The following is an 18,563-nucleotide window of genomic DNA, read 5'->3' as shown; positions in this document are numbered from 1 at the left end:
CCGCCCGGTCGCCCCATGGGACACGATCACAGCCACGCCCCCACCGAAATCCGCCACGAGCAGCCCCTGTGGTGGGCGCTCGGTCTCACCGCGCTGTTCCTGGTGGTGGAAGTGGCCGGCGCTTTCCTCACCAACAGCCTGGCGCTGCTGTCCGACGCTGCGCACATGGCCACCGACACGCTGGCGCTGATGATCGCGCTGATCGCGGTGCGGCTGAGCCGGCGCCCGCCCGATGCCAAGCGCAGCTACGGCTACGCGCGGCTGGAGGCGCTGGGCGCGCTGGTCAACGGCGCGCTGCTGTTCGTGGTGGCCGGCTACATCCTGTGGGAGGCGGTGCAGCGCTTCCGCCAGCCGCAGGAGATCGCCACCGTCGGCATGCTCGGCATCGCCGCATTCGGCCTGCTGATCAACCTGATCTCGATGCGCCTGCTCAAGGCCGGCAGCGGCGAGAGCCTCAACATGAAGGGTGCCTACCTGGAAGTGTGGAGCGACATGCTCGGCTCGGTCGCGGTGATCGTCGGCGCGCTGGCGATCCGCGTCACCGGGTGGAAGCTGATCGACCCGATCCTGGCGGTGCTGATCGGTCTATGGGTGTTGCCGCGGACCTGGGTGCTGCTGCGCGAGGCGATCAACGTGCTGCTGGAAGGCGTGCCCAAGGGCGTGGATCTGGGCGCGGTGCGCGGCTATCTGCAGGCCGCGCCCGGCGTGGCCAGCGTGCACGACCTGCACGTGTGGGCGCTGGCCTCCAGCACGCCGGCGCTGACCGCGCATGTGGTGGTCGCCGACGGCGATGACGCCGATGCCGTGCGCGCCGCGCTGTGCGATGGCCTGCATGCGCAGTTCGGCATCGATCACATCACCCTGCAGATGGAAGCCGGCCATTGCGGCGCTACCCCGTGCGGCACGCCGGCGGCGGGCGAGGGTGGTGGTCACGATCATCACGGGCATGGTCACGAGGACCACGATCACGATCATGCCCATCCCGCACATGGGCACGGCCGCATGCAGGGGCATTCGCACTAGCAGCACGGCTGCGTAACGGCGTTCGTGCAGGTGCGGCGTTGTTCTGGTTTGGGGTTTGTCGTCCGCGCGCACCTGGAATGCCGAGTGCGACTGAAGGGCGCCTGCAGCGACCTGCTTTCCCCACAATCAAGCTACGGGCAGCTTGCCTTGTGGGGATCACCTGTCATGCAGCCGCGCCGGGCGAAGCGGCCATGCTTTCCGATGGCGTAATGCGTCGGGACTGAAGTGCCTCCCACAGTGCGCCCGGCGAATTCGCCGCAAGGTCGCGTGGGAGCGGCTTCAGTCGCGGCAGGTCTTGCCGGGAAACGCCCGCTGCGGCTGAAGCCGCTACCAAGGGGCGCGACCCGTCGTTCTGGGAGGTGCCCCGACGCACGCTTACAGAAGGCGTGCGCGCGCCTCAGACCACCGGTTCGCGCAACGCCGACGACTCCCAACCCGGTCGCGGGGCGAAACGCTCGCCGTAGCGCGTGTGCAGGGCGCGCAGGCGCGCCAGCAGCACGTCGGCGCCGGCGGCGCGGATGTGCTGGATCGGGCCGCCGCGGAACGGGGCGAAGCCGGTACCGAAGATCACGCCGGCATCGAGCAGGTCGGCGTCGGCGACCACGCCCTCGTGCAGGCAGGCCACCGCTTCGTTGAGCAGCGGCAGGATCAGCCGGTCTTCCAGATCGTCCGGTGCACGGTAGTCCTTGGGCAGTTCCGGCTTCTTGGCGCGGCCGTTCTCCCAGGCGTACAGGCCCTGGCCGTCCTTCTTGCCGCGCTTGCCCGGCTCCACCGTCTGCAGCGCCGCCGGAATCGGCAGGCCCAGGAACGGCGCCAGTTCGGCGCCGACGCCGGCGGCCACGTCCAGGCCCACGGTGTCGATCAGTTCGATCGGGCCCATCGGCATGCCGAACTTGACCGCGGTCTTGTCGATCGCCGGGCCGGGAATGCCTTCGGCATAGGCGGTGGCCGCTTCCAGCATGTACGGGAACAGCACGCGGTTGACCAGGAAGCCCGGGGTGCCGGCGACCGGCACCGGCAGCTTGTCGATCGCCTTGCAGAAGGCGGCCAGCCGCTTCTGGTTTTCCGGCGCCAGGCCGTCGTGGCAGACGATCTCCACCAGCGGCATCTGCGCCACCGGGTTGAAGTAGTGCAGGCCGCCGAACTGCGCCGGGCGCTGGATGTGCTCGCGCAGTTCGGTCAGCGGGATCGAGGAGGTGTTGGTGCTGAGCAGCGCAGTCGGCTGCATGCGCGGCTCCAGCGCCTGGTACAGCTCGCGCTTGGCCTGCGGGTTCTCGATGATCGCCTCGATCACCAGGTCGGCGCTCGGCACGCCCTCGCCGGCCAAATCGCCCTTCAGGCGCGCCGCCACCGCCGGGCGCTTGCTGTCGTCCTTGACCCGCTTGGCGAACAGCTCGCCGGCGCGGCTCAGCGCGCCGTCGATGAAGCGCTGCTCGCGGTCCTGCAGGGTCACCTCGAAGCCCTTGTAGGCCGACCAGGCGGCGATGTCGCCGCCCATCACCCCGGCACCGACCACGTGCACGTGGCGGATGCCGTGCTCCTTGCCGCCCAGCGCCTTGAGCCGCTCGGTGAGGAAGAAGATGCGGATCAGGTTGCGCGCGGTCGGGGTGCTGGCCAGCTTGACCACCGCCTTGCGCTCGGCGTCCAGGCGCGCCTGGATGCCGCTGCCGCCGCTGCGTTCCCACACCCCGATCAGCGCGTACGGCGCCGGGTAGTGCTCCTTGCGCGCCTTGCGCGCCACCTGCTTGCGCATCTGCGGCGCCAGCAGCTTGCGCGCCGGCCAGGTGTTGGTGGCCCAGGCGGTGGCGCGCTGCTTGAAGGGGCGGGCGCTGCCGGACAGCGCCAGCGCCACCGCGGTATCGGTGAGCACGGCCGGCGCGGCGACCTTGTCGACCAGGCCCATCGCCCGCGCCGCCGAGGCCGACACGGTGCGCCCGGTGAGCATGAGGTCCATCGCCGCCGGCGCGCCGATCAGCCGTGGCAGGCGCGCGCTGCCGCCCCAGCCGGGGAAGATGCCGAGCTTGGTTTCGGGCAGGCCGATGCGGGTGGAGGCATCGCTGGAGGCGACGCGGTAGCGGCAGGCCAGGGCGATCTCGGTGCCGCCGCCCATGCAGAAGCCGTGGATCGCCGCGACCGTGGGGCAGGGTAGTTCGGCCAGTTTCTGGAAGGTGGCCTGGCCGCGGCGGATCGCGTCGTTGACGGTGCCGCGGCGGTCGAATTCCTGGAATTCCTTGAGGTCGGCGCCGGCGATGAAGCCGTTGTCCTTGGCCGAGCGGATCACCACGCCCTTGGGCGGATCGATGGCAATGCGCTCGAGCAGATTGCCCAGCTCCAGCAACACGTCCTGCGACAGCGCATTGACGGGCGCGTCCTGGCGGTCGAGGCTGAGCACGACGATGCCGTCGCCGCGGATGTCCGCTTGCCAGTGACTGAATCGGAGCCCGTCGAAGCCTGAAAGCATGGGGAGGACCATCCGCTTGTGTATGGAGAAGATCGTTATCATCCAGAGGTTGTTTCCGTCGCGTCAAATCCCAATCCAGGGGAATTGAGGCGCGTCCCGCGACCGCTGGCCTTGCGCCAGCCTAACGGAACGCCGGTTAACGTCGTGGGGCGGCGATCCGCTGAGGGGCGCTGAACTTTTTTCCGAATTGGCGGTCAGAGGGTCCGACGTAGGTTGGGCTGACAGGAGTGCGGCCCGCTATGGCCGATGTCGAAACACCCCAGGAGCTGGACCTTGAACTGGTCCGGCGTGTGCAGCGCGGCGAAAGCGCGGCGTTCGATGTGCTGGTGCGCAAGTACCAGCATCGGATCGTCGGCCTGATCGGGCGCTACATCGCCGACTGGAGCGAATGTCAGGACGTGGCCCAGGACACTTTCATCCGCGCCTACCGCGCGATCGGGAGTTTCCGCGGCGACGCCCAGTTCTCCACATGGTTGCACCGGATCGCCGTGAACACCGCCAAGAACTACCTGGTCGCGCACAACCGCAGGCCGCCCACCGACGACGTCGATGTGCTCGATGCCGAGCAGTTCGACAGCGGCACCCGCCTGCGCGACACCGACACGCCCGAACGCGAGTTGATGCGCCAGGAACTGGAACGCACGGTGATGAAGGCGGTCGACGCCTTGCCGGAAGAGTTGCGCACCGCCATCACCCTGCGCGAGGTGGAGGGCATGAGCTACGAGGACATCGCGCAGAAGATGGGCTGCCCGATCGGCACCGTGCGTTCGCGGATCTTCCGCGCCCGCGAGGCCATCGACGCCGAACTCCGTCCCCTGCTGGATACCGACAGCGCCACCCGTGAGCGACACCGCGTATGACCGATAGCACGCCCTTTCCCAAGCCAGTGCCGGCGCCCGACAGCGCAGCGCCGGACAAGTTCGAGCTGCACTACCGGCAGCAACTGTCCGCGCTGATCGACGGCGAACTGCCGGCCGACGAAGCGCGCTTCGTGCTGCGCCGGCTGCAGCACGACGAGGAGTTGTCCGGCTGCCACGAGCGCTGGCAGCTGTGCGGCGACATCCTGCGCGGCCGCGTCAGCGTGCCGGCGCCCAGCGATTTCAGTGCCCGCGTGCGCCAGGCGGTGGCCGCCGAAGCGCAGCAGGCCGCGCGTTCCGATGCGGCCAGCGCCGCCGGCAAACGCCGCAACTGGCGCTGGGGCGGCAGTGCGGCTCTGGCCGCCTCGGTCGCGGTGCTTGCGCTGTTCGTGACCCAACGCCTGCCGCAGACGCCTGAGGCGTTGGCGCCGGCGCAGGTCGTCGATGCCACCGCGCCGAGCCCGGCGCCGGCCGCCACCACGCCGCAGGTCCCGACACCCGCGCCGGCACCGGCCGATCCGCAGGGCGATCTCGCCGCGGCCGTCGCCGCCGCGCCGGCAATGGCGATCGCCGCCAATCGTCGCCAGGAGGCGGCCGCGGCGGCGCGACGCGAGGCCACCCGTAGCGCCCAGGCCGCGCGCACCCGCAGCGTCCCGGCCGAGCGCGCCTATGCCGCAGCGGCGCCTACCAAACCGCAGGCCAAGGCGCCGGCGCAGACGCCGTTCGTGGCGCCGGTCGCGCCCCCGACGATGGTCGCGCAACGCGCCAGCGATCCGTTCGGGCATCCGGCGACGCCGCTGCAGGCCCGGCCGTGGCCGCGCTCGACGCTGCCATCCGCCGATGCCGGGAGCGAATTCACCGCCAGCTTCCCGCACAGCGGCGCGGACCCGGCGGCGTTCTATCCGTTCGAACCCCGATTGCCTGCCGACGCCGTGGCCAACCCGCCGCTGCATCCGCAACCCTGACCCCGCGCGCCGGCAGGCGTCCGTGCCTCATTCCGGCGCGTGGTCCCCGTTGCTTCGTCCCCTCGTTGTTCCCCTTCCCGAACCGGAGGCTTGCGTCCGATGACTCACCGTATCCGCCACCATCTGTTGGGCCTGCTGGCGCTGACCGTGCCGTTGGCCGCCTGCGCGCAGCAGCCCAGCCCCAGCGCCGCCAGCGCCCCGCCGCCGGCCGCGCAGGCCGCGCCCGCGCCGCAGCTGGTCGGCAACCTTCCCGACTTCACCCGCCTGGTCGAGCAGGTCGGTCCCGGCGTGGTCAATGTCGAGACCACCATCAGCCGCCGCGCCGCGGCCGCACGCTCCGGCGGCGGCATGCCCGACGACGACCAGATTCCCGAGTTCTTCCGCCGCTTCTTCGGTCCGGACGGCATGCCGGGCATGCCCGGGCAGCCGCGCGGCGGCCGCGGCGCGCCGGACGATGACGATGGCGCGCCCGCCGGCCGTTCGATGGGCTCGGGCTTCATCATCTCGCCCGATGGCTACGTGCTGACCAACCACCACGTGGTCGACGGCGCCAGCGAGGTCAAGGTCAAGCTCACCGACCGCCGCGAGTTCACCGCCAAGGTGGTCGGCAGCGACCAGCAGTACGACGTGGCGCTGCTGAAGATCGACGGCAAGAACCTGCCGACGGTGCGCATCGGCGACTCCAACCTGCTCAAGCCCGGCCAGTGGGTGGTGGCGATCGGTTCGCCGTTCGGCCTGGACCACTCGGTCACCGCCGGCATCGTCAGCGCCACCGGCCGCAGCAACCCCTACGCCGACCAGCGCTACGTGCCGTTCATCCAGACCGACGTGGCGATCAACCAGGGCAATTCCGGCGGCCCGCTGCTCAACACCCGCGGCGAGGTGGTCGGCATCAACTCGCAGATCTTCTCCGCCTCCGGCGGCTACATGGGCATCAGCTTCGCGATCCCGATCGACCTGGCGATGAGCGCGGTCGAGCAGATCAAGAAGACCGGCAAGGTCACCCGTGCCCAGCTCGGGGTGATGGTCGGCGCCATCGATTCGCTGAAAGCGCAGGGCCTGGGCCTGCCGGACACCCGCGGCGCGCTGGTCAACCAGCTGGTCCAGGGCAGCCCGGCGGCCAAGGCCGGGCTGGAAGTGGGCGATGTGATCCGCACGGTCAACGGCACCGAGATCGGCGCCTCCAGCGACCTGCCGCCGATGATCGGCGCGATGCAGCCGGGCGCCAAGGTGCGCCTGGGCATCCTGCGCGACGGCAAGCCGCGCGAGCTGACCGTGCAGCTGACCGCGCTGGCCGACGACGCCCAGGCCAGTGCCGGCCCGGCGGTCGGCGACAACGCCGCCCCGGCCACCGGCGCCAACGCGCTGCTCGGCATCGACGTGGCCGACCTGGACGCGGCCACCCGCCAGCAGTTGGGCCTGGAGCCGGGCAAGGGCGTGCGCATCACCGCGGTGACCGGCCGCGCCGCGCGCGAGGCGCAACTGGTGCCGGGCATGGTGATCCTGCAGGTCGGGCGCGCCCCGGTCGGCAGCGTGGCGGCGCTGAACCAGCAGCTGAGCGCCTACAAGAAGGGCGACGTGGTGATGCTGCTGATCCGCGTGCGCGACACCACCAGCTTCGTCGCTGTGCGCGCCGGCGGCTGATCCCGCGCGCCCGGCGGAGGCCGGGCGCCATCCCGGGTGCCGATCCAGACCGGTCGGCCCCCCGGGGCAGCGGCGAATCCGGCGGCCGTCACCAGCGGCCGCCGGCCATGCGATAATGGCCCGTTATCCTGACGACGGTCCTGGCCGCCGCCCACCTCATGTCCTCTGATTCGATGCGGAACATCCGCAACTTCTCCATCATCGCCCACGTCGACCACGGCAAATCGACCCTGGCCGATCGCATCATCCAACTCTGCGGCGGCCTGCAGGCGCGCGAGATGGAAGCGCAGGTACTCGATTCCAACCCGATCGAGCGCGAACGCGGCATCACCATCAAGGCCCAGTCCGTGTCGCTGCCGTACACCGCGCAGGACGGGCAGGTCTACCACCTGAACTTCATCGACACTCCCGGCCACGTCGACTTCTCCTACGAGGTCAGCCGCTCGCTGGCCGCCTGCGAGGGCGCGCTGCTGGTGGTGGACGCGGCGCAGGGCGTGGAAGCGCAGTCGGTGGCCAACTGCTACACCGCGGTGGAGCAGGGCCTGGAAGTGGTGCCGGTGCTGAACAAGATCGACCTGCCCACCGCCGACATCGACCGCGCCAAGGCCGAGATCGAGGCGGTGATCGGCATCGACGCCACCGACGCGGTGCCGGTCAGCGCCAAGACCGGGCTGAACGTGCGCGACGTGCTGGAGGCGATCGTGCACCGCATCCCGCCGCCGGTGCCGCGCGACACCGACAAGCTGCAGGCGCTGATCATCGATTCCTGGTTCGACAACTACCTCGGCGTGGTCTCGCTGGTGCGGGTGATGCAGGGCGAGATCAAGGCTGGCGACAAGCTGCTGGTGATGTCCACCGGCCGCACCCACCAGGTCGACAACGTCGGCGTGTTCACGCCCAAGCGCAAGGTGCTGCCGGCGCTGCGCGCGGGCGAGGTGGGCTGGGTCACCGCCAGCATCAAGGACGTGCACGGCGCGCCGGTCGGCGACACCCTGACCCTGGCCGGCGACCCGGCGAGCAAGCCGTTGCCGGGCTTCCAGGAAATGCAGCCGCGCGTGTTCGCCGGCCTGTTCCCGGTCGATGCCGAGGACTACACCAACCTGCGCGAGGCGCTGGACAAGCTGCGCCTGAACGACGCGGCGCTGCGTTTCGAGCCGGAAAGCTCCGAGGCGATGGGCTTCGGCTTCCGCTGCGGCTTCCTCGGCATGCTGCACATGGAGATCGTGCAGGAGCGCCTGGAGCGCGAGTACAACCTGGACCTGATCAGCACCGCGCCGACCGTGGTCTACGAGGTGCTGAAGACCGACGGCAGCATCATCAGCATGGACAACCCGGCCAAGCTGCCGCCGGTGAACATGGTCGAGGAGATCCGCGAGCCGATCATCCGCGCCAACATCCTCACCCCCGAGGAATACATCGGCAACATCATCAAGCTGTGCGAGGAAAAGCGCGGCAGCCAGATCGGCATCAACTACCTGGGCAGCCAGGTGCAGATCAGCTACGAGCTGCCGATGGCCGAGGTGGTGCTGGACTTCTTCGACAAGCTCAAGTCGGTCAGCCGCGGCTACGCCTCGCTGGATTACCACTTCGTGCGCTTCGACGCCGGCCCGTTCGTGCGCGTGGACGTGCTGATCAACGGCGACAAGGTCGATGCGCTGTCGCTGATCGCGCACCGCAGCCACGCCGACCGCCGCGGCCGCGAACTGTGCGAGAAGATGAAGGACCTGATCCCGCGGCAGATGTTCGATGTGGCGATCCAGGCCGCGATCGGCTCGCAGATCATCGCCCGCACCACGGTCAAGGCGATGCGCAAGAACGTGCTGGCCAAGTGCTATGGTGGCGACGTCTCGCGCAAGAAGAAGCTGTTGGAAAAGCAGAAGGAAGGCAAGAAGCGCATGAAGCAGGTCGGCCGCGTGGAAATCCCGCAGGAAGCCTTCCTGGCTGTGCTGCAGATGGACAAGTAGCTGGGAGTCGTGAATAGGGAATGGGGAATCGAAAGAGCGCATGCTCTTGCCTTCCCGATTCCCCGTTCTCCATTCCCGATTCCCATTCCGAAGGAATACGAATGAAATGGTTTGAAATCGCGCTGGTGGTCCTGACCTTCGCCACCGGCATCATCACCCTGCTGGACAAGCTGTTCTTCGCCAAGCGCCGCGCCGCGCGGGCCGGGTTGCTCGACAGCGAGCCGGTGATCGTCGACTACTCGCGGGCGTTCTTCCCGGTGCTGGCGGTGGTGCTGATCCTGCGCAGCTTCATCGCCGAGCCGTACAAGATCCCGTCCAGCTCGATGATGCCGAATCTGCTGGTCGGCGATTTCATCCTGGTCAACAAGTTCTCCTATGGCTTCCGCCTGCCGATCACCAACCAGAAGATCATTCCGGTCGGCGAGCCCAAGCGCGGCGACGTGGTGGTGTTCAAGCCGCCGCACAAGCCGGACGAAAACTGGATCAAGCGCGTGATTGGCCTGCCGGGCGACCGCATCGGCTTCCACGGCGACACCCTGTACATCAACGGCACGCCGATGAAGTACAAGGTCATGGGCGAGTACGTCGGCAAGGGCAAGGGCGCGGAAATGACCGGTGCCACGCTGCTCACCGAGTACCTGCCGGGCCGCACCCACACCGAGCTGGAATGGATCGACCGCAACAATCCGGCGGGCCAGGGCGACTGGGTGGTCCCGCCGGGCAAGTACTTCGTGATGGGCGATAATCGCGACAACAGCGAGGACAGCCGGTTCTGGACCCAGACCCATTTCCTGCCCGAGGAGAACCTGCGCGGCAAGGCGTTCCTGATCTGGCTCAATTGCGAAGGCTGGTTTTGCAGCGGCAGTTTCGATCCGTCGCGGATCGGGACGACCATTCAGTGACTTGCGTGAGGGGAAGCGCGATGAAGCACAAGCAAAGTGGCATGACCTTGACCTCGTTCGTGATCGTGCTGGCGGTGGTCGGATTCTTCGTCTACATCGGTATGAAGCTGTTCCCGATGTACATGGAGTTCTATGCGGTGCGCTCGGCGATGAAGGGCCTGGCGACCGAGGCCGGCAGCGCCGAGATGGACCCGTCGCAGGCCAAGGCCTCGCTGTTCCGGCGCCTGGACATCAACAACTCGGACAACGTGAAGCCGGGCGACGTCACCTTCGAGCGCACCGACACCGGCGTGAAGATGCACGTGGCCTACGAAGTGCGCCGCCCGCTGATCGCCAATCTGGACGTGGTCGGCAAGTTCGACGCCACCCAGGACCTGACGACGCGTGGTGGCCAGTAAGACCATCCTGCGCGGTGACCGCATCGGTCACCGCTTCGCCGAGCCGCAGTTGCTGGCACAGGCGCTGACCCATCGCAGTGCCGGCGCACCGCACAACGAACGCCTGGAATTCCTCGGCGACGGTATCGTCAACCTGCTGATCGCCGAGGCGCTGTACCAGCGCTGGCCCAAGGCCGACGAAGGCGCGCTGACCCGTGCCCGCGCCGAGCTGGTACGCGAGGCCTCGCTGGCCGCGATCGGCCGGCAACTGGAGCTGGGCGAACGCCTGACCCTGGGCCCGGGCGAGATGAAGTCCGGCGGCCATCGCCGCGACTCGATCCTGGCCGATGCGGTGGAGGCGGTGGTTGCGGCGATCTACCTGGACGCCGGCTTCGAGACCTGCCGCGCCACGATCCTGCCCTGGTTCGAGGCCGCGCTGGCGGCGCTGCCGGTGGGCAAGGTGGAGAAGGACGCCAAGACCCGCCTGCAGGAATGGCTGCAGGCCCGGCAGCGGACCCTGCCGGCCTACGAACTGATCAGCGAGACCGGCGACGACCACGCCAAGCTATTCCGGGTACGCTGCGTACTCGCCGAGCCCGCCCTGCTGACCGAGGGCGAGGGCACCTCGCGGCGCCTGGCCGAGCAGCAGGCCGCCGCCGCCGCCATCGAGCAACTGGATTCGAGCAAGTGAACGAACAAGCGACCACCCCTTACCGCAGCGGCAGCGTGGCCGTGATCGGCCGCCCCAACGTGGGCAAGTCCACCCTGACCAACGCCCTGGTGGGCGCCAAGGTCAGCATCGTCTCCAACCGGCCGCAGACCACCCGGCACCGGCTGCTGGGCATCGCCAGCTTCCCGGCCGGGCAGTTGCTGCTGGTCGATACCCCCGGCCTGCACCGCGAGCAGAAGCGCGCCATGAACCGGGTGATGAACCGCGCCGCGCGCGGCTCCCTGGAAGGCGTGGACGCCGGCCTGCTGGTGATCGAAGCCGGGCGCTGGGACGAGGAGGACACGCTGGCGTTCAACGTGCTCAGCGACGCCGGCATCCCGGTGGTGCTGGTGGTCAACAAGGTCGACCGGCTCAAGGACAAGACCGCGCTGCTGCCGTTCCTGCAGCAGGTCAGCGAGGGCCGCAGCTTCGCCGCGGTGCATCCGATCTCCGCGCTCAAGCGCAAGGGCCTGGAGGCGCTGGTGCGCGACCTGCTGGCGCTGGTGCCGGAAGCGCCGCCGATGTTCGGCGAGGACGAGATCACCGACCGCAGCCAACGCTTCCTGGCCGGCGAACTGGTGCGCGAGCAGTTGATGCGCCAGCTCGGCGAGGAACTGCCGTACGCGACCACCGTGGAGATCGAGCGCTTCGCCGAGGACGGCGCCTTGCTGCGCATCGGCGCGGTGATCTGGGTCGAGCGCGAAGGCCAGAAGGCGATCGTGATCGGCAAGGGCGGCACCCGCCTGAAGGACATCGGCGCCAAGGCCCGCCAGCAGATGGAACGCCTGTTCGGCGCCAAGGTATTCCTGGAGACCTGGGTCCGCGTGCGCGAGGGCTGGTCCGACGACGAGGCGGCGCTGAAGGCGTTCGGGTACGGGGAATAAGCCGGGAATGGTGAATCGGGAATCGGGAATCGGGAATCGGATTTCCGCGCCTCCCGGATAATCATGGCGTGCTTAGGGGCGGCTTCAGCCACGTGCGCTCCCCCGGTAACGCCCGTCGTGGCTGACGCCGCTTCTACACGACGCTGGCTCCTTCCGTTCGTTGGACGATGATGCGGCCAGGGACGGCATGCTGTTCCATTCCCTATTCTCCACTCCCCATTCCCAGCCTCTGCAGCCTTGATCGAGCACGAACCCGGTTTCGTCCTGCACGCCCGGCCTTGGCGCGAGACCAGCCTGCTGGTGGAGGTGCTGAGCGTGCATCACGGCCGGCTCGGCGTGCTGGCGCGCGGCGTGCACGGGCCGAAGAAGCAGGCCTTGCGCGCGGCACTGCAGCCGCTGCAGTCGATCCGCTTCAGCGCGCAGCGCCGCGGCGAACTGGCGCAACTGCGCGAGGCCGAGGCGATGGATGCGGCGCCGCGGCTGAGCGGCGAGGCGATGCTGGCCGGCTTCTACATCAACGAGCTGACCCTGCGTCTGGCGCCGCGCGACGATCCGGCGCCGGACCTGTATCTGGCGTACGCGCGGGTGCGCGCGCGTCTGGCCGCCGAAGCGCCGCTGGCCTGGTCGCTGCGCTGCTTCGAGCGCGACCTGCTGGAGGCGCTGGGCGTGGGATTCGACCTGCGTCACGACGGCGACGGCGACCCGATCGACCCGGCCGCGCGCTACGTGCTCGACGCCGAGCACGGGCCACGCCGGCTGCTGAGCGACCGTGGCCACGATCAGCGCAGCGGCATGGCGACCGGGCGCGCCCTGCTGGCGCTGGCCGACGATACCGAACCGGCTGCCGACGATCTGCCCGGCCTGCGCCGCGGCATGCGCGTGGTGCTGCTGCACCACCTCGGCGGGCGCGGCCTGAAATCCTGGGAAATGGTCGAGGACCTGGCGCGGCAGCGCAGCGCCAGCGCCGCGGGCATCGCGGCGGCGGTCGCCGATCCCGAACCGCCGCAGGACGATCCGCCGGGATCGGCTGCACCCGGCGTCGCCGCAATGCCGGCGTCGGCAGCGCGCGCGGCGACGCCGGAGCCGGACGCCGAGCCGGATGCGCAGCGCGATCCGATGTCGACGTCCACACCGGAAGCGTCGCCGCGGTCGCCGCCCTCCGCGGCATCGTGAGTGTGGCGGATCGACGGCGCGAGCGCTGCCGCCACGCGGACACCCGAGTGAGCTGCGTTCGTCACACACCCAGCCGGACGCGGCTTGCTCCGTAGAAGCGGTTCTTGTCCGCTTTTGCGGGATCAGCGGCGACGGGTTTTCCCGGTAACGCCTTCGCAGCTCAAGCCGCGTCTGCGGTCGCTTCCGTCACGACCACAGACCTCCACGCCGCCGCGCAGCGCCGCCGCCCGTCGCTGCCGTCGCCACGCGGAGCCACGGCAGCGGCAGGCGCACTCAGCGCCAATCGATCCGCAGGCTCAGCGCCGCATTGCGTGCCTCGCCCAGCGTGTGCTGGTTCCAGTAGCTGCGATCGAACAGGTTGTTGATGTTGCCGGTCAGCAACGCGTCGTAGCCGCCCAGCGTGGTGGCGTACTGGAAGCCGGCCGCGGCGACGGTATGCCCGGGGATGAGCACGCGATTCTGATCCTCGTAGTAGGCATCGCCGGAGTAGCGCACGTTGCCGTGCAGGCTCAGGCCGCGCACGCCCGGCACGCGCCAGGTGGCATTGGCCAGCAGTTGCCGGCGTGCGGCGCCGGCCGGGCGGTTGCCGCGCAGGGCCGCGTTGTCCGCCGACAGATCCTCCAGCCGCGGGTCCATCCACAGTCCGCCGACGCCCACTTCCAGATCCTCGGTCACGCCGACGCTGCCGATCACTTCCAGCCCGCGATACAGGGTCAGGCCGTCCTGGGTCAGGTAGCGCAGGCCGTCGCGGTAGGCGTCGATCTGCGCGCCGCGCTCGATGCGGAACGCGGCGGTGGTCAGCGCGAAGCGCCCGCTCTGCAGCTTGGCGCCCAGTTCGTACTGCTTGCTCACCGTCGGCGCCAGCACGCTGCCGGCGTTGGCATAGGCGGGCAGCGCATCGGTGCCAACGCGGCTGCCGGGCTCCAGCGCCTCCACGTAGCTGGCGTAGAGCGACACGTCGTCGACGGGCTTGTAGATCAGCGCCACGGTCGGGGTCGTCACCGAGGTGCGGTAGCCGCTGTCCACCGACGCGTCGCCATCCAGATCGCGTTGCTGGTAATCCACGTGGCGCGCGCCGAGGATGGCGCGCCAGTGGTCGCCGAACTGCAGGGTGTCGCTGACGAACACCGCCTTCTGGCGCAGGTCCGCGCTGACCGGCGCCAGGCTGTAGTCCGGTCGGCGGGTGGGGCGGAAGGACTGCGGGCGATACAGGTTGCCGTCGAAGTCGTTGCTCCAGTAGAAAGCCTTGCTCCACTGGTCCCAACTGCGCTGCACCGAGGCACCGAACACCAACGCGTGCGTCACCGGGCCGGTGTCGACGCGGCCGTTGACCAGCAGCTGCACCACGCTGTTGCGCAGCACCGCACCGAAGTCGTAGGCGAAACCGGCGTAGTCGCCCGCTTCGTTCAGCAGATTGGCGAACATCTTGTGCGACGTGTGCCGGCGGCGGCTGCCGCCCAGGCTCAGCGCCGCACTCCAGCGCTCGTCGATGCGCCAGTTCAGGCCGGTGGTCGCGTGCAGCAGGGCGGTCTCGTAGTAGGCCCCGTCGACGCGGATCTTGTCGTAGTCGCTGGTGGGGCGGGGCAGGCGGGTGCCCTGGTAGGCGTCCCAATAGAAGTACAGCGGCTCGTGCTCGAGCGTGTTGCGCTCGTGCACCAGTTCGGCATGCCAGGTCAGGCCCTCGACGATCGGTTGCTCGACCGCAAGAGCGATCGTCTTGCGGTCGATGCCCGCGCCGTTGTACGCGTCGCCGCGTTCGATGCCGGCGTTGAGGCGGTAGCCGAAGGAGTCGGCGCCATTGGCACGGCCGCCCGCATCCACCTGCGCCGAGAACACGCTGTCGTTGCGGTAGCCAACCGTGGTGGCCAGCAGTGGCGTGTCGGTGGGGCGCTTGGTCTGGTAGCTGACGATGCCGCCTGGTGCGCCGAAGCCGTACATAAAGCCGCCCAGGCCCTTCAGCGCCTGCACCGATTGCACCGCTTCCAGCGGGAACTCGCCGCCCCATTCCATCAGCATGGGCACGCCGTCCACGTAGAAATTGCGCACGCCGATGCCACGGATCTGCGTGCCCCACCAGTTGGTGGTGGCCGGCGGCTCGGCAGCGAACACCGATGGATCGTTGATGAAGATCTGCCCCAGCGTGGTGGCCTGGCGCCGCGCGATCTCGGGTTCTTCGATCAGGCTCACCGAGAACGGCGTATCCAGCAGGCGCGACGTGCCCAGCGCGCCGACCGCCGCATCCTGCTGCAGGTCCAGGCTGAGCCGCTGGCCTTTGACCATGACCGTGTCCAGTTGCGTGGCCTCGGCCGATGACCCGGCATCGCGGGTGCCGGCACTGGCGGTGTCCTGGGCGCTGGCCGAGGTGGACGCGGCGGCCACGAGAGCGGCCAGCAGCGCGCGGGCGAGCACGCCCATGGCCGGCGCTGGCCGGTGGAATGACGTCTGAAACATGAGAAGGCCCCTGTTGCGTGTAGTGAACGGACGGGGCGATGGCTGGTCCGCAGATGTCGTCGGGGCGTTAATTTATTCGAGAACGAATCTTATTTGCAAGTTTCGCTGTGTGGCGCGCGCCATGCGGACGCCGTCGTTGTCGTCACCGTCGCGAGACCGGATCGTGACCGCACGGTGAAGGGCGGCTATCAGCCGGGACCGCCAGGGCAACGCTCGAGAAGCACGGGTTGCGGCAGATGGCGCCGCACGCCGACGCGTGGGAAGTGACGGGGAGCCATCCCCAATCTCCAATCCCCAATCCCGGCCTTCAGTGCAACAACGCCGCCACCGCCTCGCTGAACTGGTGGCGGGCCTGCGAAGAGGCCGGGTCGCCATGCAACTGGCGCACGGCCCGCGCCAGGCGGGCGGCGCCGACGAAGCCGCAGCTGGCCTGCAGCCGGTGCAGGTGGCTGCGCACGGCCTGGTCGTCGCTGAGTTGCAGGGCCGAGGCCACCGCATCGCGGGTGCCGGGCAGCTCGGCCAGGAACAGTTCGCGCAATGCGATCAAGTGCGCGCGCTCGCCGTTGAGCGCGGCCAGCGCGGTGGTCTCGTCCCAGTCCAGGGTCGGTTCGGCGGTCCCGGCGGTGCCGCCGAGGCGGCCGCGCGCGAGCAGCCGGCGCACCGATTGCAGCAGCCGTTCGGTGCTGAGCGGTTTCAGCAGCACGTCGGCGAACCCGGCGTCGAGCAACTGCGCGCGGACCGTGGCGCTGGTGTCGGCGGTATGCGCCAGCCCCAGGGTGCCGGGGCGTTGCCGCTGCAACTGGCGCAGCAAATCGCTGCCGCTGCCGTCGGGCAGGTTGGCGTCGATCAGCCACAGGTCGTGCGCCTGCGTCTGCGCGCGGGCGAGGGCGCTGGCGACGGAGTCGGCCAGGTCCACCCGGGCCGGCAGCGCCTGCAGCGTCGCGTCGAAGAAAGCGCGGCTGATCGGGTCGTCTTCGACGAGCAGCAGTCGCGTTACCGGGTCCTGGTTCGATGCCATGCTGATGCCTCCATGCGGCGTGGTCGCATCCCGCGCGGCGGCGCGCGTGCGTGCGCCACTTTGCCTCGCCGGCGCGGCAATCGCAAGCCGGTCCCGGCCCGGCCCATCTGCGACAATAGCCGCCCTTTTCCGCCCGCAGCCTGTTGCCACGTGGCCCGATCCAGAAACCGTCTCGACCGCACGCCCTTCCAGACCGACATCGCCGACCTCAGCCACGATGGCCGCGGCGTGGCCCGCCGCGAGGGCGACAAGGTCGCCTTCGTCGCCGGCGCGCTGCCCGGCGAGACCGTCCTGGCCGAACCGACCGCGCGCAACCGCCACTTCGACGAGGCGCGCACCGTGCAGGTGCTGCAGGCCTCGCCGCAGCGGGTGACGCCGCGCTGCCCGCATTTCGGGGTCTGCGCCGGCTGCGTGCTGCAGCACCTGGCCGAGGACCAGCAGATCGTCGCCAAGCAGCGGGTGCTGACCGAGAACCTGGAGCGCATCGGCCACGTGACCCCGCAGGCGGTGCTGCCGGCGCTGACCGGCGCGCCCTGGGGCTACCGGCGCAAGGGCCGCTTCTCGGTTAGGCGGGTGGAAAAGAAGGACAAGACCCTGGTCGGGTTCCGCGAGCAGGATCCGCGCTTCGTCGCCGACCTGTCGGTCTGCCACACGGTGATCCCGCAGATCGGTTTCAAGGTGACCGCGCTGGCCGAACTGGTGGAAAGCCTGGACGGCAAACGCGACATCCCGCAGATCGAGTTCATCGCCGGCGACGCCGCGGTGGCGTTGACCTTCCGCCACATGCAGCCGCTGAGCGCGCGCGACCAGGATGCGCTGATCGCCTTCGCCCAGGAGCACGACTTCGCCATCTTCCTGCAGCCCGGTGGTGTGGACAGCGTGCACCCGCTGTATCCACAAGAGGTACCGCTGTCGTTCCGGCTGCCGCAATGGGACGTGGAACTGGCGTTCCGGCCGCTGGACTTCATCCAGGTCAATGCCGCGCTCAACGAGAAGATGATCGCGCACGCGCTGGCGCTGCTCGATGCGCAGCCCGACAACCGCGTGCTGGACCTGTTCTGCGGCCTGGGCAACTTCACCCTGCCGCTGGCGCGCACCGTGCGCGAGGTGGTCGGCGTGGAAGGCGACGCCGGGCTGGTGGCGCGCGCGCGGGACAACGCGCAGCGCAACGGCCTGGACAACGCCCAGTTCTTCGCCGCCGACCTGACCCAGGACCAGCGCCAGGCGCCGTGGATGCGCCAGGGCTTCGACAAGCTGCTGCTGGACCCGCCGCGCTCCGGCGCGCTGGAGGTGCTGCAGCAACTGCCGCTGAAACAGTTCCAGCGCATCGTCTACGTCAGCTGCCATCCCGGCTCGCTGGCGCGCGACGCCGGCTACCTGGTCAACGAACAGGGCTTCGTGCTCAAGGCCGCCGGCGCGATGGACATGTTCCCGCACACTGCGCATGTGGAGAGCATTGCGGTGTTCGAAAAGCCGGGAATGGGGAATCGGGATTAGGGATTCGTCACAGCGGCTGCGCGCGCGGTTTAAGCTTTTTCCATTCTCCTTTCCCTATTCCCTATTCCCATGGCCATCGAAATCGAACGCAAATTCCTCGTCATCGGCGACGGCTGGCGCGCGGCGGCGCACGCGGTGATGCCGATGGCGCAGGGCTATCTCAACGACCAGGCGGCGCTGGCCAGCGGGGCGCAGAAGGCGTCGGTGCGGGTGCGGGTGCAGGGCGAGGCCGCGTTCCTCAACCTCAAGTCGCGCGAGCTCGGGCATACCCGCCAGGAGTTCGAGTATCCGATCCCGCTGGCCGATGCGCGCGCGCTGCTGGCGCTGTGCGTGGGCGGCCTGATCGACAAGCGCCGGCATCTCGTGCAGTACCAGGGCCACCTCTGGGAAGTGGACGAGTTCCTCGGCGACAACGCCGGGCTGGTGGTCGCCGAGATCGAGCTGGACAGCGCCGACGAGGCGTTCGCCACGCCGGACTGGCTCGGCGCCGAAGTCACCGACGATCCGCGGTACTACAACGTGGCGCTGGCGAACTGTCCATTCTGCGAATGGACGGGATTGGGGAGTGGGGATTAGGGATTGGCAAAGGCGGGCCAGCTGCAGCGATCCGGCTTATGCTTTTGCGAATCCCCAATCCC

14 protein-coding genes and 1 pseudogene are annotated in these 18,563 nt (G+C 69.3%); 12 read left to right on the top strand and 3 right to left on the bottom strand.

The features are described 5' to 3' along the window. Positions 1 to 15: 15 nt before the first annotated feature. Positions 16 to 1,023, top strand: coding sequence for a cation diffusion facilitator family transporter (locus tag CEK66_RS13625; RefSeq protein ID WP_152237265.1), 1,008 nt, complete (start codon positions 16 to 18; stop codon positions 1,021 to 1,023). A 397-nt stretch (positions 1,024 to 1,420) separates the two neighbouring features. On the opposite strand, the gene CEK66_RS13620 is transcribed toward CEK66_RS13625, so the two are convergent. Beyond that, entirely contained in the window at positions 1,421 to 3,484 is a 2,064-nt protein-coding gene (locus CEK66_RS13620; protein ID WP_152237264.1) for a 3-hydroxyacyl-CoA dehydrogenase NAD-binding domain-containing protein, read from the bottom strand. A 239-nt stretch (positions 3,485 to 3,723) separates the two neighbouring features. Between CEK66_RS13620 and rpoE the strand changes: the two genes are divergently transcribed. The 9 genes and pseudogenes from rpoE to recO form a co-directional block, all read left to right on the top strand. Continuing rightward, positions 3,724 to 4,344, top strand: a complete 621-nt coding sequence (gene rpoE, locus CEK66_RS13615; protein WP_010340494.1) for an RNA polymerase sigma factor RpoE — start codon at positions 3,724 to 3,726, stop codon at positions 4,342 to 4,344. Continuing rightward, a complete protein-coding gene (locus tag CEK66_RS13610; RefSeq protein WP_152237263.1) occupies positions 4,341 to 5,306 on the top strand; it encodes a sigma-E factor negative regulatory protein in 966 nt (321 codons plus the stop codon). Before rpoE ends, CEK66_RS13610 begins: the two co-directional genes overlap by 4 nt. A gap of 99 nt (positions 5,307 to 5,405) precedes the next feature. Continuing rightward, a complete protein-coding gene (locus CEK66_RS13605; RefSeq protein WP_152237262.1) occupies positions 5,406 to 6,950 on the top strand; it encodes a DegQ family serine endoprotease in 1,545 nt (514 codons plus the stop codon). 173 nt (positions 6,951 to 7,123) lie between these two features. Continuing rightward, positions 7,124 to 8,914, top strand: a complete 1,791-nt coding sequence (gene lepA / locus CEK66_RS13600) for a translation elongation factor 4 (RefSeq protein WP_017911022.1) — start codon at positions 7,124 to 7,126, stop codon at positions 8,912 to 8,914. Positions 8,915 to 9,015: 101 nt separating this feature from the next. Next, on the top strand, positions 9,016 to 9,816 hold the full coding sequence (gene lepB / locus CEK66_RS13595; RefSeq protein WP_010340595.1) for a signal peptidase I: 801 nt from the start codon (positions 9,016 to 9,018) through the stop codon (positions 9,814 to 9,816). A 20-nt stretch (positions 9,817 to 9,836) separates the two neighbouring features. After that, the gene (locus CEK66_RS13590; protein ID WP_010340596.1) at positions 9,837 to 10,214 is read left to right on the top strand and encodes a DUF4845 domain-containing protein; all 378 of its coding nucleotides are present in this window, start codon (positions 9,837 to 9,839) and stop codon (positions 10,212 to 10,214) included. Beyond that, positions 10,204 to 10,884 (top strand): ribonuclease III, encoded by a 681-nt coding sequence (rnc, locus tag CEK66_RS13585; RefSeq protein ID WP_152237261.1) that lies wholly within the window; start codon positions 10,204 to 10,206, stop codon positions 10,882 to 10,884. Before CEK66_RS13590 ends, rnc begins: the two co-directional genes overlap by 11 nt. Beyond that, positions 10,881 to 11,786, top strand: a complete 906-nt coding sequence (era, locus tag CEK66_RS13580) for a GTPase Era (RefSeq protein WP_152237260.1) — start codon at positions 10,881 to 10,883, stop codon at positions 11,784 to 11,786. The genes rnc and era overlap by 4 nt, the downstream gene beginning before the upstream one ends. Positions 11,787 to 12,023: 237 nt before the next feature. Then, positions 12,024 to 12,740: pseudogene (gene recO / locus CEK66_RS13575) on the top strand (DNA repair protein RecO); the annotation flags it as partial. Positions 12,741 to 13,232: 492 nt separating this feature from the next. On the opposite strand, the gene CEK66_RS13570 reads toward recO, so the two are convergent. Both CEK66_RS13570 and CEK66_RS13565 read right to left on the bottom strand, forming a co-directional pair. Further along, a complete protein-coding gene (locus CEK66_RS13570) occupies positions 13,233 to 15,410 on the bottom strand; it encodes a TonB-dependent siderophore receptor (protein WP_226978607.1) in 2,178 nt (725 codons plus the stop codon). 307 nt (positions 15,411 to 15,717) lie between these two features. After that, positions 15,718 to 16,434 (bottom strand): response regulator, encoded by a 717-nt coding sequence (locus tag CEK66_RS13565; protein WP_193312652.1) that lies wholly within the window; start codon positions 16,432 to 16,434, stop codon positions 15,718 to 15,720. Between the two features lie 144 nt (positions 16,435 to 16,578). Here CEK66_RS13565 and rlmD point away from each other — a divergent pair, with 144 nt between their 5' ends. Together rlmD and CEK66_RS13555 are read left to right on the top strand one after the other, a co-directional pair. Further along, positions 16,579 to 17,925: a 23S rRNA (uracil(1939)-C(5))-methyltransferase RlmD gene (gene rlmD / locus CEK66_RS13560; protein WP_152237257.1), complete on the top strand. Its 1,347-nt coding sequence runs from the start codon at positions 16,579 to 16,581 to the stop codon at positions 17,923 to 17,925. Positions 17,926 to 17,994: 69 nt separating this feature from the next. After that, a complete protein-coding gene (locus CEK66_RS13555; protein WP_152237256.1) occupies positions 17,995 to 18,501 on the top strand; it encodes a CYTH domain-containing protein in 507 nt (168 codons plus the stop codon). Positions 18,502 to 18,563: the final 62 nt, after the last annotated feature.

It is taken from the genome of Xanthomonas sp. LMG 12460 (assembly GCF_009192895.1).
Classification (GTDB): domain Bacteria; phylum Pseudomonadota; class Gammaproteobacteria; order Xanthomonadales; family Xanthomonadaceae; genus Xanthomonas_A; species Xanthomonas_A sontii.
The sequence above is the reverse complement of the archived record's forward strand: the minus strand, read 5'-3'. Positions and strand labels throughout refer to the sequence as shown.

What these genes read in the sequence shown, in the direction of transcription:
- CEK66_RS13625 (WP_152237265.1), top strand. Translation starts at nt 16, where the DNA reads ATGGGACACGATCACAGCCACGCCCCCACCGAAATCCGCCACGAGCAG.
- CEK66_RS13620 (WP_152237264.1), bottom strand. Translation starts at nt 3,484, where the DNA reads ATGCTTTCAGGCTTCGACGGGCTCCGATTCAGTCACTGGCAAGCGGAC.
- rpoE (WP_010340494.1), top strand. Translation starts at nt 3,724, where the DNA reads ATGGCCGATGTCGAAACACCCCAGGAGCTGGACCTTGAACTGGTCCGG.
- CEK66_RS13610 (WP_152237263.1), top strand. Translation starts at nt 4,341, where the DNA reads ATGACCGATAGCACGCCCTTTCCCAAGCCAGTGCCGGCGCCCGACAGC.
- CEK66_RS13605 (WP_152237262.1), top strand. Translation starts at nt 5,406, where the DNA reads ATGACTCACCGTATCCGCCACCATCTGTTGGGCCTGCTGGCGCTGACC.
- lepA (WP_017911022.1), top strand. Translation starts at nt 7,124, where the DNA reads ATGCGGAACATCCGCAACTTCTCCATCATCGCCCACGTCGACCACGGC.
- lepB (WP_010340595.1), top strand. Translation starts at nt 9,016, where the DNA reads ATGAAATGGTTTGAAATCGCGCTGGTGGTCCTGACCTTCGCCACCGGC.
- CEK66_RS13590 (WP_010340596.1), top strand. Translation starts at nt 9,837, where the DNA reads ATGAAGCACAAGCAAAGTGGCATGACCTTGACCTCGTTCGTGATCGTG.
- CEK66_RS13570 (WP_226978607.1), bottom strand. Translation starts at nt 15,410, where the DNA reads ATGTTTCAGACGTCATTCCACCGGCCAGCGCCGGCCATGGGCGTGCTC.
- CEK66_RS13555 (WP_152237256.1), top strand. Translation starts at nt 17,995, where the DNA reads ATGGCCATCGAAATCGAACGCAAATTCCTCGTCATCGGCGACGGCTGG.